The following is a 15,682-nucleotide window of genomic DNA, read 5'->3' on the forward strand; positions in this document are numbered from 1 at the left end:
CGACCTGGTCGGTCACCAGGCCGGGCCCCACGTGCACTCACCCCCCGGTCAGCCGGTGGTCAGGATGAATTTCTCCCAGGCCCCGACCGACGTACGGTTGGCGATCAGGGATCCGGCCCCGGCGTTCTCGGCGCACACGATCTGGTTGTTGACAGTGGCCCGCAGACTCACCGTCCCGTCCGTGTTGGTGATGAGCTGGAATCTCTCCCACGACCCGATCGCCGTGGCGTTGGCGACCAAAGCTGCGGCGCCCGCGTTCGTGGCCGAGACGTAGAGCCCGTTGGCGCGCGACCGCAACGCGATGTCGCCGTTGCCAGCGTCCACCCGGTCGAACTGCTCGGTGCTGCCGACGCTGGCCTTGTTGGCGATCAGCGCGGTGCTGCCGACCGCCGACACGTACTGGCTGTTGATCTGCGCCCGCAGCGTGCTCACCGGCGTGCTGCCACCGGTGCCGGTGGTGAAGGTGAACGCGTCGACATCGAACAGGTAGCCGGACCCGCCCTTGAACACCAGGTACAGCGTCGTTGACGCGGTGGGTGGGTTGCTGATCGTGCCGGACACCTCGGTGAAGGTCTCCCAGTTGCCGGTCACCGGCACCGAGACGGTGCCCAGCAGCGTGCCGGTGGCCGACCCGGCCCGTACCTCGATGGTGCCGCCGGCACCGGCCGACGACGCCCGCACGGTGATGCGGTTCGCGTTGGTCAGGTTGTACGGCTGGTACGAGATCCAGTCGTTGTTCTCGATGAACCCGGCCGTGCGGCCACCCTCGGCGTTGGTGTGGTCGGTGGCCTGGACGCCGGACTGCGCGCCGAAGTGCTCACCCTGGCGGTGCTTCGGTTGCAGGGTTTTGATGCTGTGCGTGGTGAGCCCACCGTTGTCGGTGTAGGCGGCGTCGAAGACCCCGTAGATGTTCGCGGCCGAGTCGTGCTCCCCGTCGGTCGGGACGGTGATCGAGCCGCTGCACCCGTTCTTCGAGGTGATCTGGTGGGCGTGACTGTCGTGGCCCAACGCGTACGTCAGGCTGACCTTGGAACAGTCGATCGTGCCGTCCTGCGGGTCGCTCACGCTGATCTGGTACGACACGGTGTCACCGAAGCTGAACAACTGCCCGTCGGCGGGCGACGTGAGCGTCACCGTCGGGGCCGTGTTGCCGACGGTGATGACCAGGCTCGCCGTGCCGGTCAACCCATTCGGGTCGGTGACCCTCAACGTGGGGGAGTACGTGCCGTTCGTGGTGTACGTCTTGGTGGGGTTGGCCGCCGTCGACGTGGTGCCGTCCCCGAACGTCCACAGGTAGCTCAGCGCCCCACCCTCCGGGTCCGAGCTGCCGGCCGACGAGAAGTTGACTGTCAGCGGGTTGGCCCCCGACGTCGGGTTAGCCGAGGCGACAGCGATCGGGTTGCGGTTGCCGCCGCCGATGTACTCGATCCGGAACAGCGCCTGGTTGTTCGAGCCGGTGCCGTAGTCCAGCACGTACAGCGCCCCGTCCGGGCCGAAGGCCATGTCCATGACCTGGGTGCCGGACCACGGGAAGTTGGAGATCTCCCCGCGCGAACCGTCGGAGTTGACAGCGATCGCCTTGATCCAGCGGCGGCCGTACTCGCCGGCGAAGAACTGGCCGTTGAGTGACTGCGGGAACTTGATGCTGGAGTTCAGCGACGCGTCGTACCGGTAGACCGGTCCGCCCATCGGCGATTCGGAGCCGCTGCCGAACTCCGACGGTGAGCCGGAGTCGCCGGCGTACTTGATCCAGGCCGGCTTCGCCGCGGGCAGCGTGCCGAGGCCGGTGTTGCGGAACGAGTTGTTGGTCGGCCCGCCCGTGCAGTTGTACTTCGACTGCGACGGCCCGGACGGGAAGGTGTATTCGTTGTATGTTTCCGTGCTGGTGTTGGTGCCGGTGCAGTACGGCCAGCCGAAGTTGCCCGGCGCGGTGATGCGGTTGAACTCCACCTGACCCTGCGGGCCCCGGCTGGAGTTGGTGCTCCCCGCGTCCGGGCCGTAGTCACCGAGGTAGACCACGCCGGTGGCCTTGTCGACGCTCATCCGGAACGGGTTGCGCAGCCCCATCGCGTAGATCTCGGGGCGGGTGTTGGCCGTGCCGGGCGCGAACAGGTTGCCCGACGGGATGGTGTACGTCCCGTCCGCCTGCGGCTTGATCCGCAGCAGCTTGCCCCGCAGGTCGTTGGTGTTGCCCGCGGTGCGCTGGGCGTCGAACTGCGGGTTGCGGTTGGTCCGCTCGTCCAGTGGGGCGTAGCCGGACGACTCGAACGGGTTGGTGTCGTCGCCGGTGGTCAGGTACAGGTTGCCGGCGGCGTCGAAGTCCAGGTCACCGCCGACGTGGCAGCACTGCCCACGGTCGTTGGCGACCTGCAGCACGATCTTCTCGCTGCTCAGGTTGAGCGTGTCGTCGGAGTTGAGGGTGAACCGGGACAGCCGTAGGTGCCCCTTCCACCGGTCCCAGTCGGACTGCGAGCCGGTGGTCGGGGCGTCCCCGGACGGGGTGCTCAACGTGGGCGAGTAGTACAGGTAGACCCACCGGTTGGTGGCGAAGTTGGGGTCGACGGCGACGCCCTGCAACCCCTCCTCGTCGTGCGTGTAGACGGACAGGGTGCCGGAGACCTTCGTGTTGCCGGCCACGTCGGTCACCCGCAGCACGCCGTTTCGGGCGGTGTGCAGGACCGAGCGGTTGGGCAGCACGGCCAGGGACATGGCCTCACCCAGCTCGGCGGAGCCGGTGGCGAGCTTGACCTGTTGATAGTCGGAGGCGGGAATCACCACCGCCTGGGCGGTGGACGGTGCAGCCACAGCGAGGGCCGCGCTCGCGACGGTGAGCACCGCCGCGAAGAGCGCCCGGGGCCAGCGCCGGGGGTACGAGGGCATGATCGTCCTTTCTCGACGACCGGGGGACGGGCGCGCGGGGGCGCACCACGACCAGGTGGGGTGGTGGAGAGCGAGCGGGGGATCAGGTCAGTTGGTGGTGACCAGGTCGAACTTCTCCCACTGGCCGATGGAGGTCCGGTTGGCGATCAGCGGGGAGGACCCACCGTTGTCGGCTGCGACGTAGCGGTTGTTCACAGTGGCCCGCAGGCTCACCGTGCCGTCGGAGTTGCGGACGAGCTGGAACGTCTCCCAGGCGCCGGCGGTGGCCCGGTTGGCGATCAGCGCGGAAGCGCCCGCGTTCTCGGCCGCGACGAACTGCCCGTTGCCCTTGGCGCGCAGCGCCACGTTGCCGTTGGCGAGGTTGACCAGGTCGAACCGCTCGGTGGTGCCGACCGAAGCCTTGTTGGCGATCAGCGCGGTGGTCGAGTTGGGCGCGCTCACGTACTGGTTGTTCGCGCGGGCCCGCAGGGTCGAGCCGGTGGCGGTGGGCGGCGGGGTGGTCGTACGCGGCGAGCAGTCGGCGGTCACCGAGCCCGCGGCGACCTGGAGGCCGCCGAGCAGCATCCGGGTGAAGTTCGGGTCGGTGTACGACGCCTCGGTGTGCCCGAGGCCCGTGTACCAGGCGCGTCCGCCGCCGTACGCCTTGCACCAGGTGATCGGGTGGTCGCCGTTCATGTTGCCGCCGCTGTAGGACGACTCGTCGAGGCTGGCGAGAACCCGTGCGCTGGAGCGGGGGTTGGTGCGGTAGTTGTACCACTCGTCGGAGCGGACCCAGGTGGTGCCGAGGTGCGCGGTCGACGGGTTGGTCTGGTCCTCGATCTTCACCGTGGCGTTCTGGATCGCCGGGTGCGAGTCGAACCACGCGCCGACCAGCGCGCCGTACCACGGCCAGTTGTATTCGGTGTCGGCGGCGGCGTGCACGCCGACGTACCCGCCACCGGCGGCGATGTACGACTCGAAGGCGGTCTGCTGGCTGGCGTTGAGGACGTCGCCGGTCGTCGACAGGAAGACCACCGCCTGGTACTGGGCCAGGTTGGAGGTGGTGAACTGGGCCGCGTCCTCGGTGGACGTCACGGTGAAGCCGTTGGCGGAGCCGAGCTGCTGGATCGCGGCGATGCCGTTGGGGATCGACGAGTGCCGGAAGCCGGCGGTCTTGCTGAACACCAGGACCTTGGTCAGTGGTGCCGCCGATGCGGGGGTCGGCAGGGCGACCAGGCTGGCCAGCATGACGGCCAGCCCGGTGACGAGTGCCAACAGGCGGGGACGGGAACGCATGATCTTGCTCCTCTGCTGAGCGTCGGCCCAGGCGCGCGTCACGGAGCTGTGGGCTCGCCGGGCCGAGGTTGGCGGTGGTACGGAGCCGGGCCGCCGACGCTCGGCTGAGATGGTTCGGGGTGGTGCCGTACCTGTGGGGATCGTCCTGCGGGGAGCGCGACGCTGCGCCGTGCGGGTTGCCGTGCCGGTGCTCCCCGCCCGCCGAGGGGGGAGCGTCGCTACCGCCAGCGCCAGGAGACGGCTGGCTCAGCAGTGGCGACCAGTGGCGATCGCGTCGCCGAGGTGCCCCACTTACCACAAAGGATGGTCAAGGCGCATCGACTGCTATCGCTGACGCAGTAAACCTCCGATGTCTGCGCTCCGTCAAGACCGCGCCCGTTGGCTACCACTCACTGGGCCCTGGGGGATTCTGCGGGGATCGGAGGGCGGTGCCAGGTGCCGGTGCTGGTCCGGTGGCCTCCGGGGGGCACCGCGGGCGCGGCCGCGACGAGCGCGGTCCGGACGGTTTCCGTCATCGGCTCGCCCGGGTGCTCGATCCAGTGCTGGACGGCGACCCGCAGGATGGTCAGGAAGGTCGCGGCCAGGAGGCGGGAGCGCAGTGCCACGTCGTCGCCGGTCAGCCGGCGGGCGAGTTCCGCGGCCAGCTCGCGCTCGATCGCGGCGTACGCCGCCACCTGGTGTGGGGCCAGGCCGGGGTGCGCGCGTAGCTCCCGGCGTTGGGTCAGCCAGGAGGGCTCAGAACCGCCGAAGACCTCCTCGGTGAGGCGCTCGGCTGCCCGGCTCAGGACGGTCCACGGCGCCTCGTCGACGGGCTGTTCCCGGATCAGCTCCAACAGCCGGTGCAGGCGCATGGTGTCGCCGTGGAAGAGGGCCTGCTCCTTGCTGGAGAAGTAGTTGGAGAAGGTCCGCCGGGAGACGTTGGCGGCGTCGGCGATCGCCTCGACCGTCACCGCGTCGATGCCCTCGTCGGCGGCGAGGCGGAGGGCCGCCTCGTGCAGAGCGAGGCGGGTGGCCGCCTTCTTGCGCTCCCGCAGACCGGTCGTCTCGTCCATCGCACCGAGGGTACGTGCGGGTGAGGGACTTCTCAATGAGCAAACTTGCGCAGTGGGAAAGATCGGTAGATGCTTGCTTGAGGCAACCAACTCGGGTGGGGAGCGGATGTGGAAAGCGATGCCGGTGAGCTCGGCCTTCGCCTGTACGACCTGGTCAGAAGCGTTCGACTGCTGAAACAACGCCGGGCCGACGAACACCCGGCGATCCCGGCCGGCATGCTCGGCATGCTCGTGCAGATCGAACAGCTCTCCGGCGACTGCCACGCCCGCGACCTGGCCGAGCGCACTCGGCTGGACGCGTCGACCGTCAGCCGCTCCGTCGCGGCGCTCGTCGCGCACGGGCTGGTCGAGCGGCGGCCAGACCCGACCGACAAGCGGGCGACCATCCTGGCGGTCACCCCGGCCGGCCGTGCCGCCCTGGCCGACAGCCACCGCTGGTACGGCGAGGTGCTCGAACGGGCGCTCGCCGACTGGACTCCCGGCGAGGTGGCGGCGCTGAGTGCCGCCCTCGGCCGGTTCACCGGCGACATCGAGATCGCCCTCGGAAACAACGACAACGACAACCTGGAGGCCGCGCGATGAGCGCACCCACCATCACGGCCGGCGCTGAGCCGATGACCCATCGGCGGACCCTGGAAGCGCTCAGTGGCCTGCTGCTGGTGCTGTTCGTCGCGATGCTGAGCAGCACTGTCGTCTCGACCGCGCTACCGAAGATCATCGGAGCCCTGAACGGCTCGCAGAACCAGTACACCTGGGTGGTCACCGCGACCCTGCTCACCGCGACGGCAACCACCCCGATCTGGGGCAAACTGGCCGACCTGTTCAACAAGAAGATCCTCATCCAGGTCGCCATCGTGGTCTTCCTGGTGGGCTCGGTCGTCGCCGGCTTCTCGCAGAGCGCCGGCCAGCTCATCGCCGCCCGCGCGTTCCAGGGCATCGGGGTCGGCGGTCTGCAGGCGCTCGTCCAGGTGGCGATCGCGGCCATGATCCCGCCGCGCGAGCGCGGCCGCTACAACGGCTACCTCGGTGGTGTCATGGCCGTCGCGACGGTCGGCGGCCCACTGCTCGGCGGCCTCATCGTCGACACGTCCTGGCTCGGCTGGCGCTGGTGCTTCTTCGTCGGCGTGCCGGTGGCCGCGATCGCGCTGATCCTGCTCCAGGCCACCCTGCACCTGCCGACCGCACGGCGTGAGAATGTCAAGATCGACTACCTGGGTGCCGGCCTCATCGCCGCTGGCGTCAGCGTGCTGCTGATCTGGATCTCCTTCGTCGACGGCTCGTTCGCCTGGGCCTCCTGGCAGACCGCGGCCATGGTGGGCGGTTCGCTCGTCCTGCTCGCCCTGGCGGTCTGGGTCGAGTCGCGCGCGGCCGAGCCGGTCGTCCCGCTCGGTATCGTGCGCCAGCACACCACCGCGCTGGCCATCCTCGGCAGCCTCGCGGTCGGCATGGCCATGTTCGGCGGTGCCGTCTTCCTCGGTCAGTACTTCCAGATCGGCCGCGGCTACAGCCCGACCGAGGCAGGCCTGCTCACCATTCCGATGATGGCCGGAGTCCTCGGCTCTTCCATCGTCGCGGGCCGGCTGATCACCAAGAGCGGAAAGATCAAGCCGTACATCGTCGCGGGTTCGATCCTGCTCGTCGCCGGGTTCGCGCTGCTCGGCACCATCGACCACGAGACGTCGCTCGTCCTGGTCGGCGCCGCCATGTTCACCGTCGGCGTCGGCGTCGGCATGACCATGCAGAACCTCGTCCTCGCCGTTCAGAACACGGTCTCGCTCAAGGACATTGGCGCGGCCAGCTCCAGCGTCGCGTTCTTCCGGTCGCTCGGGGGTACCATCGGCGTCTCCGTGCTCGGCGCCGTCCTCGCACGCCGGGTCGGTGACCAGATCACCCACGACCTCACCGCCGCCGGGATCCCCGCCTCCGGCGGCTCGGGCAGCAGCAACCTCAACATCACCGCCCTGCCCGAGCAGGTCCAGGAGATCGTCCGGGCGGCGTACGGCGACGCCACCGGACACATCTTCCTCATCTCCGCCGCCATCGGGGTCGTCGGCATCATCGCCGCGCTCCTGCTCAAGCCGATCACCCTGCGGACCAGCCTCGACCTGCCGGACGCCGCCACGTCGGCGGCCGTCGCCGCCGACGCGGTCGACGGCGCTCCCGCCTTCGACCAGGTGCGCGTCGACACCACGCAGGACGGACCGACCCGGTCACGCTGACGTCGGGCCATCCGACCCGGGGCCGGTACGAGCGAACGTCACCGAATCGAGGGGTCTGTGGATACCGCGGAGCTGCCAGCGGCACCCGCCCGGCGAGCCGTAGCACTGCGCCGGGCCATGCGTGAGCTGGGGCTCGTCGCCACCCTGTTCCTCGTCTACAAGGCGGCGCGGGTGGCGGGGGCCGACCGGGCGTCGACAGCGGTGGGAAACGGGGAATGGATCTGGCGGGTGGAGCGTCTGTTCCACCTGCCCGACGAGGCCGCCTTCCAACGTCCCGTGCTCTCCCACGAGCTGTTGGTGCACCTGGCCAACGGCTACTACGCGTACGTGCACTTCCCCGCCACGATCAGCTGTCTGATCTGGCTGTACGTGCGACACCCCGTGCGCTATCTCTGGACGCGTCGCATGCTCGCCGGGCTCACCGCGGCCGCACTGGCGCTGCACTTCCTGGTTCCGCTGGCGCCGCCGCGACTGACCGCCCTGACCGGCATGGTGGACACCGGTAGCCGTTACGGGCCCGCCGTCTACGGCCCGCCCGACACGGACGCGTTGAGCAACCAGTACGCCGCCATGCCCTCCCTGCACGTCGGCTGGGCGCTCGCCGTCGCCGTCGCGCTCATCGCCGTGACCGGCGGGCGCCTGCGGTGGCTGTGGCTGGCGCATCCGCTCGTCACCCTGCTGGTTGTCGTGACCACGGGCAACCACTACTGGCTCGACGGCATCGTCGCGGCGGTGCTGCTCGCCGTCGTCTCCGTCGGGCTGCCGAGGCCCGCACAGCCGACCAGCCCACCCACCCGCGGGCGCGGCGCCCGGACCGGATGGCCCCGCCAGCGCCTACGGGCTCCGCACGCACCGTCTGGTCACCCACCCGCGCGAGCCGACGCCGGTGACGTCGTGAGAACGAGCGGCGCCGAACGGGCTTGTCAACCGGTCGGCTCCGGTTCTCCTGCCTGCCAGTTCAGCTCTGCCGTTCGGTCCAGACGTGACCGGGGCCGTCAGCGACCGAGGACGAGGTAGGCGAGGCCGAGGACACCTCGGTAACCGCCCACGTACTCGCGCAACCGGTCGTCGAGTTCCGCGCGGACGTCGGCCGCACGAGGATCCTCCGGGTACGCCAGCAGCCACTCCTGCCGGCCGGCCAGCCAGCTGGATTCGAAGTCGTCCCATTCCCGCTGGTCGGCGGTGCTCAGGTGCAGCAGCCGCCAGCCGCGTTCGCGGGCGGCCTCGACCAGCCCGGGGAGGGTCGCGACATCCGGGCCGAAGACCTCGGCGATCTCCGCCGTGGGGGGCCGTTCCCAGTAGGCGTCGCCGAACAGCAGTCGCCCACCGGGTCGTACCACGGCGGCGAGGGCGTCGAGGGCCGCCGCGGTGTCGCCGAAGGCGTGTGCCGAACCGATGCAGAGGACCCGGTCGGCCGGCTCCTGCCAGGCGGCCGCTTCCCCCGTCACGAACGCGACGTGCCGGTTCAGCGACCGATCCGCGGCGAGTCGCCGCCCTCGGGCGAGAACGGCGTCGTCGGTGTCGACGCCGACGCCCCGGGTCGCGACCGGGCCGGACACACCGCCGGCGGCGACCGCCCGCAGCAGCAGCTCACCCCAGCCGCAGCCGAGGTCGAGCACGCGTGAGCCGGGGCGGACGTCGAGCCGTTGCAGCAGCAGCGCGGCGTGCTCCGGTGAGAGCGGAGTGTTCCAGCGCATCCGGGCGTAGCGGCTGGCGGCGAGGTGGTCGTCGGACTGCATCGGGTCACTGTGTCAGAGCGCGCGCCGGTGCCGGCGCCGGGCGTACGGCAGGATCGGTGCTGTGGACGCGGAGCGTGCGGGGCCGCCGCGACGGCCGACCCGGCAGGAGGTGGCGGATGCCGCCGGCCGAGGTCTGCCGGACGTGATCGGCCCTGGGCTGCGCGTGCTGTTCTGCGGTTACAACCCGGGCCTCTACTCGGCCGCCGTGGGGCAGCCGTTCGCCCGCCGGGGCAGCCGCTTCTGGCCGGCCCTGCACGGGGCTGGCTTCACCGACCGCCAGCTGCGTTCGTGGGAGAGCGACGAGCTGCTGCGGCAGGGCCTGGGCATCACCAGCCTGAGCAACCGGGCCACTGCCCGCGCCGCCGAGCTGACGTCGGAGGAGCTGGTGGCCGGGGTCACCGGGTTGGCGATGAAGGCCGAGCGCTACCGGCCGCGGTGGGTGGCGATCCTCGGGGTGACCGCGTACCGGGTCGCCTTCGCCCGACCGACGGCCGTCCTGGGTCCGCGACCGGAGCCGCTCGGGCCGGCCCGGGTCTGGGTGCTGCCGAACCCCAGCGGCCTGAACGCGCACTTTCCCCTGCCGGCGCTGACCGCCGAGTTCGCCAGGCTGCGGCGGGAGCTGGACCCCTAGCCGGCCGTCGCGGCGGCCAGCCCCTGGTAGTACTGCTGCATCGCCGGGTGGTAGTCGTCGAACCGCGGGCGGGGCGAGCCGTCGCGGGAGGCGACCAGCAGGTCCAGGTAGTACTCCCAACCGGCGCCCACCTCGGCGATGCCCGCCACGCTGCTCAGGTGCTGCACGAATCGCAGCTCGGTGGTGCCGTCGGTCTCGGTCAGCGACAGCTCCAGCAGCCAGTTGCCGTGTTCGTCGATCATCGACACGGCGAGGCGCAGTGGCGGTTCACACACGTCGATGCGTACCGCACACCAGGGCTGCTGCTCCTCGTACGCCATCTGGACCTGGATGGTCCGTCCGGGCCCGGCCTCGCCCTCCCACGGGCCGAACCAGCGGGCGGTGCGCTCCGACTCGGTCAGGCTGGCCCAGACGTCCTCCACTGGGGCGCGGAAGGTCCGGGTGAGGACGAGATCGTGCCCCGTGGCGGTGCGAAACAGGCGTCCTGCGGGTGTGCGGGTCATGCCGTGTGCTCCCTTCGGTGCTCCGCCGGGCCACGGCTGCGGCGCTCTCGGCGGGTGCGATAGACCTCGGTCTCCAGCGCGTCGAGGTGCCGCTCCCAGCGGTCGACGGTGGCGAGCCCGGTGAGCCAGTCGAGCAGCGGGGCGAGCGGGCCGGGGTCGAGCCGGTAGATCCGCTGCCGTCCGACCAGCTCGTCACGGACCAGCCCGCTCTCCCGCAGCAACCGTAGGTGGCGGCTGATGGCGGGTCGACTGATCGTGAACCGCGCGGCGATGACGCCAGCGGAGAGGGGCTCGTCGCGCAACATGCTCAGGATGCGCCGGCGTACCGGGTCGGCGATCGCGACGGCCACCTCATCCACCCCGAAAGAGTAACCTACAGGTTACGGGTTTGCTCGTTGTGGACCTCGACACGGCAGACGCTGCGTCGATGGTGGGCACATGATCACCTGGCCTGGCACTCTGTACGGCATGGCCGCCCTGCTTCGCTCCCGCCTGACCGACTGGACCTTCGCCGTACCCGTGCTCGCTCTGCTGGTGTTAGTCGCCACCTGGGGGCGGGACCTGCCCGGCCTGCTCATCGTGGTGGTCGCGGTGCTGCTAGGCGGTGCCGTGCTCGCGGCCGTGCACCACGCGGAGGTGGTCGCCCACCGGGTGGGGGAGCCGTACGGGTCACTGGTGCTCGCGGTCGCGGTCACCGTGATCGAGGTCGCCCTCATCGTCACGCTGATGATCAGCGGGCCGGAGAAGACCCAGTCGCTCGCCCGGGACACCGTCTTCGCCGCCGTCATGATCACCTGCAACGGGATCCTCGGCCTGTCCCTGTTGCTCGGGGCGCTGCGCCGCCGCGTCGCGGTGTTCAACCCGGAGGGCACCGGCGGGGCCCTGGCCACCGTGATCACCCTGGCCACCCTGAGCCTGGTCATTCCGACCTTCACCACGGCCCGGCCCGGCCCGGAGTTCAGCCCGGCCCAGCTCGCGTTCGCCGCCGTCGCCTCGCTGGCGCTCTACGGGCTGTTCGTCCTCGTGCAGACCGGTCGGCACCGCGACTACTTCCTGCCGGTCGACAGCAAGGGCAAGGTGATCGACGCGGAGGAGCACGCCAAGCCGCCGAGCACCCGGGCGGCCCTGATGAGCCTGGGCCTGCTGCTGGTGGCACTGATCGCGGTGGTCGGCGACGCCAAGACCGTCTCCCCGACCATCGAGGCCGGCGTCGCCGCGGCGAACCTGCCGCACGCGTTCGTCGGTGTGATCATCGCCCTGCTGGTGTTGCTGCCGGAGACCCTGGCCGCCGCCCGCGCCGCCCGCCGTGACCGCGTGCAGATCAGCCTGAATCTCGCGCTCGGCTCGGCGATGGCCAGCATCGGCCTGACCATCCCGGTCATAGCGGTCGCCTCGATCTGGCTGGAAGGCCCGCTGCTGCTCGGCCTCGGCGGCACCCAACTCGCCCTGCTCGCGCTCACCGCGGTGACCGCCGTCCTCACCGTGGTGCCCGGCCGGGCCAACGTGTTGCAGGGCGGCGTACACCTGGTGCTGCTGGCGGCCTTCGTCTTCCTGGCCGCCAGCCCGTGACGCCTCCTGGCAGCCCCTGACGCTTCCTGGCCGCCAGCCTGTGCCCCGGCACGGCCCGCTGGTTCAGTCGGTGGGGGGCGGGTCGCCCGCGAGACGGTCCGCGCGGGCGTTCAGGTAGCGCTGCTGTGCCAGGTTCGTCGAGCGCGCCGCCGCCATCCGGTACGCCTCGCGCGCCGCGACCCGCTCACCCTCCCGCTCCCACAGGTGGGCACGGGCGGCCGGCAGTCGAGGGTCGTCGGCGAGTCGACTGTCGTCGGCCAGGTCGGCGAGCAGCGCCAACCCGGCCGGAGCGCCCCGGCTCATCGCCACCGCCACCGCGTGGTTGAGCGCCACCACCGGGTTGTCGGACATCCCGAGGAGCACCTCGTACAGGGCGGTGATCTGCGCCCAGTCGGTGGCCGCCGCGCTGGGCGCCTCGTCGTGCACCGCCGCGATGGCCGCCTGGAGCTGGTACGCCCCGACGACCCCGCGCGGCAGCGCACCGGTGATCAGCTCGACTCCTTCGGCGATCTGGTCGGCCCGCCACCGCGTGCGGTCCTGCTCGGCCATCGGCACCAGCTCGCCGTGCGCGCCGATCCGCGCCGGAGCGCGGGCGTCGGTGAGCAGCATCAACGCGAGCAGCCCGGTGACCTCGGGATCGTCGGGCAGCAGCCGGTGCACCAGGCGGGCCAAGCGGATCGCCTCGGCGGTCAGGTCGGCCCGCAGCAACCCGGGCCCGGCGGTACGGGCGTACCCCTCCGTGAAGACCAGGTAGAGCACGTGCAGCACGGCGGCGAGCCGGTCGGCGCGCTCCGGGCCGGTGGGCGGCGCGAACCGCAGTCCACTGTCGCGGATGCGCTGCTTGCCCCGGCTGATCCGCCGGGTCATCGTGGCCTCCGGCACCAGGAACGCCCGCGCCACCTCGGCGGTGCTCAACCCGCCCACCGCACGCAGCGTGAGCGCGATCTGTGAGGCCGGCGAGAGCGCCGGATGGCAGCACAGGAACAGCAGGATGAGCGTGTCGTCGGCGTCCGCCGCCTCATGGTCGGCGGCGGGCGCGTGCCGCTGCTCGGGCAGCGTCCACCGCGCCACGGTGTCCTCCCGCCGCATCCGGGCCTGCTCGCGCCGCAGCAGGTCGGTCAGCCGGCGGGACGCCACGGTGATCAGCCATCCCCGGGGGTTGTCCGGTACGCCGTCGCGCGGCCACCCGTCGGCCGCGGCGATCAACGCCTCCTGCACCGCGTCCTCCGCGGTGTCGAAGTGCCCGAAGCGGCGGACCAGCGCGCCGAGGACCTGCGGCGCCAGTTCGCGCAGCAGGTCCTCGGTCGGGGTTTCCGGCACGTGTCAGCCGGCCAGGTCCTCGACGCCGTCGAGCACCGGTCGCACGTCCACGTACCCGCCGGGGGCGTCCGGGTCGACGAGGCCGGCGGCGATCTCGGTGGCCCGATCGAAGCTGGCGCACTCCACGATGGTGTAACCGGCGAGGACCTCCTGCGTCTCCGGGTACGGGCCGTCGGTGACCACCGGCGCTCCCTCGCGTACCTGCACCCGGCGGGCGTGTACCGGCTCGCTCAGGCCCCGGGCGTCGACCAGTTCCCCGGACTCGGCCAGCGCCTGGTGGAAGGTCTCCATGTGGTGGTGCATCGCCGCGATCTGCTCGGCCGACATCGCCGGCCGGTCGGAAGCCCGACCGGACAGCACGTCATAGTCCTGCTGCGACCCGTAGAGCAGAATCATGTACTTCACAGTGGCCCTCCTGTCTCCGGTGCCGCCCTCGGCACCGTCCACCGGAAACGTCGAACCCAACCCCCGCTCCCGGACACTCCCACCCCACCCGATCTGGTGATCAAGAAGTTTGCGTCACGACACGCCGGGAGGGCTGACGCCAACCTCTTGATCACCAGTGAGCGAGGGGATGGTGGGTGGGGATTAGGTTGGTGGAGTGACGGTGGTGTGGGTCGTGGCGGGGGCGTTTGTGTTGGTGGTGGGGGCGGCTTGGGCGGCGGTCGTTCGGCGGGGGCGGGTGGACTCCGCGGACGATCCGGCGGCGGGGCGGGAGGCCCGGGGTCGGCAGCACCGGTACGAGGCCGAACGGCACGGTGACCAGGGTGGCACCTGGCAGCGCGGGCGGGAGTCGAGCGGCTGACCGATCCACCTGACCGTCCGCCACGGCGACGCTCGGCGTGAACCGTCTGGGCGCGGCTTGCGTGAATCCGGTGGTGGGCGTGACGGCCGTATCGTCGGGGTACATCGCAGCCCGAGCACCGATGTCTGGGGAGGCACAGTGGCGGCACGGTTCGGACGCGACGCGCGGGGCCCGTTGGCGGGCCTGCTGATCGCCGCACTGGTCTCACTCGCCTGCGCCGGCGGTGGGCTGGTCGAGCCGGAGGCCGAGCGCCCCGGGGCGAACCCGTCGGCCGCCTCCCCGGGCCCGAGCACCACCCGGGCCGACAGCACCACCAGCATCGCCGAGTTCGAACAGGACGTCGCCGACGCGCAGGCGGTCGCCGAGCGGTACTGGGCGGCCCAGTTCAAGGAATCGGGGCAGCAGTTCCGACCGATCCGGCAGATCATTCCGTACCAGCGCGACGGCGAGGTGTCCTGCGGTGGGCAGCGGCTGCCCCGCAACAACGCGGTCTACTGCTCGCGGGGCGACTTCATCGCCTACGACGTCGCCTGGTCCGTGGCGGCGTTCCGCCAGGTCGGCGACGCGTTCGTCTTCTACCTGCTCGGGCACGAGTACGCGCACGCCATCCAGGTGCGGCTTGGCATCAACTACAGCTTCACCATCCAGCAGGAACTGCAGGCCGACTGCATGGCCGGGGCGTACCTCGGCGACTCGGTGCGCTCGGGCGCCCTGACCCTCGCCGAGGGCGACCTGGACGAGTTCCGGGAGGGGGTGGCGGCGGTCGGCGACGACCCGGACCAGCCGTGGTTCGCCGAAGGCGCGCACGGCACCGCCGAGCAACGCACCGACATGTTCTTCCGCGGCTACGAGGGTTCCCTGAAGGAGTGCGACCTGGGCTGAGTGGGTTGCCCGGGTCACTCCGACGCCCGTTGCCGCCACCGCAGACGCGCGGTGCTGGCAGGATCGCCGGTGTCGCCCACGACCCTGGAGGCTCCGCTGAGCAGCACCTACCCCGCCGCCGTGCTCTTCGACATGGACGGCACGCTGGTCGACAGCGAGAAGCTGTGGGACGTCGCGTTGCAGGAACTCGCGAAGGAGTACGGCGGGGAGCTCTCCGTCGACGCCCGCCAGTCGATCGTCGGCACCGCCATGGCCGAGTCGATGCGCATCCTGCACGACGACCTGGGGCAGCCCGAACGGGATCCGGAGATCAGCGCGGCGTGGATCAACGCCCGGATCCTGGAGCTGTTCCGCACCGGCCTGCCCTGGCAACCCGGCGCGTTCGAGCTGGTGCACGCGGTCCGCGCGGCGGGAATCCCCACCGCGCTGGTCACCTCCAGCCCCCGGGCGCTGGTCGAGATCGCCCTGGACACCCTCGGCCGGGACAACTTCGACACGGTGGTCGCCGGCGACGAGGTGGTGGCCGCCAAACCGCACCCCGAGCCCTACCTGACCGCCGCCCGGCTGCTGGGTGTGCCGATCGGGCGGTGCGTGGCGATCGAGGACTCACCGACCGGGGTGGCCAGCGCGGTCGCCGCCGGCGCGGCGGTGCTGGCCGTACCGGCGGAGGTGGCGTTGCCGAGCACTGTCGGCGTACGCCAGGTGGAGAGCCTGACCGGCGTGGACCTGGCGTTTCTCGCGGACCTGCTGGCCGACCGGGCCGCAGCCTGACGCACGAAGGGGCCCCCGCGGTGCGGGAGCCCCTTC

The 15,682-nt window shown here is 71.2% G+C and carries 16 protein-coding genes; 8 read left to right on the plus strand and 8 right to left on the minus strand.

The annotated features are described in order from the left end of the window. Positions 1-48: 48 nt before the first annotated feature. The 3 genes from KBX26_RS17845 to KBX26_RS17855 form a co-directional block, all read right to left on the minus strand. On the minus strand, positions 49-2,880 hold the full coding sequence (locus tag KBX26_RS17845; protein ID WP_210865927.1) for a PQQ-dependent sugar dehydrogenase: 2,832 nt from the start codon (positions 2,878-2,880) through the stop codon (positions 49-51). Between the two features lie 87 nt (positions 2,881-2,967). Continuing rightward, entirely contained in the window at positions 2,968-4,155 is a 1,188-nt protein-coding gene (locus KBX26_RS17850) for a ThuA domain-containing protein (RefSeq protein ID WP_030332847.1), read from the minus strand. Positions 4,156-4,544: 389 nt separating this feature from the next. Then, entirely contained in the window at positions 4,545-5,207 is a 663-nt protein-coding gene (locus KBX26_RS17855) for a TetR/AcrR family transcriptional regulator (RefSeq protein ID WP_081883856.1), read from the minus strand. A 108-nt stretch (positions 5,208-5,315) separates the two neighbouring features. Between KBX26_RS17855 and KBX26_RS17860 the strand changes: the two genes are divergently transcribed. The 3 genes from KBX26_RS17860 to KBX26_RS17870 are packed head-to-tail and all read left to right on the plus strand — an operon-like array spanning position 5,316 to position 8,443. Next, positions 5,316-5,789, plus strand: a complete 474-nt coding sequence (locus KBX26_RS17860) for a MarR family winged helix-turn-helix transcriptional regulator (protein WP_307857840.1) — start codon at positions 5,316-5,318, stop codon at positions 5,787-5,789. Next, the gene (locus KBX26_RS17865) at positions 5,786-7,426 is read left to right on the plus strand and encodes an MDR family MFS transporter (RefSeq protein ID WP_210865928.1); all 1,641 of its coding nucleotides are present in this window, start codon (positions 5,786-5,788) and stop codon (positions 7,424-7,426) included. Before KBX26_RS17860 ends, KBX26_RS17865 begins: the two co-directional genes overlap by 4 nt. Positions 7,427-7,483: 57 nt before the next feature. Further along, the gene (locus KBX26_RS17870; RefSeq protein ID WP_307857841.1) at positions 7,484-8,443 is read left to right on the plus strand and encodes a phosphatase PAP2 family protein; all 960 of its coding nucleotides are present in this window, start codon (positions 7,484-7,486) and stop codon (positions 8,441-8,443) included. On the opposite strand, the gene KBX26_RS17875 is transcribed toward KBX26_RS17870, so the two are convergent. Next, a complete protein-coding gene (locus tag KBX26_RS17875; protein WP_210859148.1) occupies positions 8,422-9,165 on the minus strand; it encodes a cyclopropane-fatty-acyl-phospholipid synthase family protein in 744 nt (247 codons plus the stop codon). The genes KBX26_RS17870 and KBX26_RS17875 overlap by 22 nt on opposite strands. Positions 9,166-9,226: 61 nt before the next feature. Between KBX26_RS17875 and mug the strand changes: the two genes are divergently transcribed. Further along, positions 9,227-9,796 (plus strand): G/U mismatch-specific DNA glycosylase, encoded by a 570-nt coding sequence (gene mug, locus KBX26_RS17880; RefSeq protein WP_030332853.1) that lies wholly within the window; start codon positions 9,227-9,229, stop codon positions 9,794-9,796. On the opposite strand, the gene KBX26_RS17885 is transcribed toward mug, so the two are convergent. Further along, positions 9,793-10,299 (minus strand): SRPBCC family protein, encoded by a 507-nt coding sequence (locus KBX26_RS17885; RefSeq protein ID WP_210865929.1) that lies wholly within the window; start codon positions 10,297-10,299, stop codon positions 9,793-9,795. The two genes, mug and KBX26_RS17885, sit on opposite strands and share 4 nt — an antisense overlap. Continuing rightward, entirely contained in the window at positions 10,296-10,658 is a 363-nt protein-coding gene (locus KBX26_RS17890) for a metalloregulator ArsR/SmtB family transcription factor (protein WP_210865930.1), read from the minus strand. The genes KBX26_RS17885 and KBX26_RS17890 overlap by 4 nt, the downstream gene beginning before the upstream one ends. Before the next feature lie 109 nt (positions 10,659-10,767). Between KBX26_RS17890 and KBX26_RS17895 the strand changes: the two genes are divergently transcribed. After that, complete coding sequence (locus KBX26_RS17895) at positions 10,768-11,868, plus strand: calcium:proton antiporter (protein WP_030332858.1); 1,101 nt, start codon at positions 10,768-10,770, stop codon at positions 11,866-11,868. A 63-nt stretch (positions 11,869-11,931) separates the two neighbouring features. On the opposite strand, the gene KBX26_RS17900 is transcribed toward KBX26_RS17895, so the two are convergent. Both KBX26_RS17900 and KBX26_RS17905 read right to left on the minus strand, forming a co-directional pair. Beyond that, positions 11,932-13,188, minus strand: coding sequence for an RNA polymerase sigma factor (locus KBX26_RS17900; protein ID WP_210865931.1), 1,257 nt, complete (start codon positions 13,186-13,188; stop codon positions 11,932-11,934). Between the two features lie 3 nt (positions 13,189-13,191). Further along, positions 13,192-13,584 carry a YciI family protein gene (locus KBX26_RS17905; protein ID WP_245233651.1) on the minus strand — a complete coding sequence of 131 codons (393 nt, stop codon included), beginning with the start codon at positions 13,582-13,584 and terminating at the stop codon, positions 13,192-13,194. Between the two features lie 205 nt (positions 13,585-13,789). On the opposite strand from KBX26_RS17905, the gene KBX26_RS17910 reads away from it, so the two are divergent. From KBX26_RS17910 to KBX26_RS17920, 3 genes are all read left to right on the plus strand, one after another. Next, positions 13,790-13,993 (plus strand): hypothetical protein, encoded by a 204-nt coding sequence (locus KBX26_RS17910; RefSeq protein ID WP_210865932.1) that lies wholly within the window; start codon positions 13,790-13,792, stop codon positions 13,991-13,993. Between the two features lie 138 nt (positions 13,994-14,131). Then, complete coding sequence (locus KBX26_RS17915; protein ID WP_307857842.1) at positions 14,132-14,875, plus strand: neutral zinc metallopeptidase; 744 nt, start codon at positions 14,132-14,134, stop codon at positions 14,873-14,875. A gap of 120 nt (positions 14,876-14,995) precedes the next feature. Further along, positions 14,996-15,646, plus strand: a complete 651-nt coding sequence (locus KBX26_RS17920) for an HAD family phosphatase (protein ID WP_030332868.1) — start codon at positions 14,996-14,998, stop codon at positions 15,644-15,646. The last annotated feature ends 36 nt before the right edge of the window (positions 15,647-15,682 follow it).

It is taken from the genome of Micromonospora sp. C97 (genome assembly GCF_018070385.1).
Lineage (GTDB): Bacteria > Actinomycetota > Actinomycetes > Mycobacteriales > Micromonosporaceae > Micromonospora > Micromonospora parva.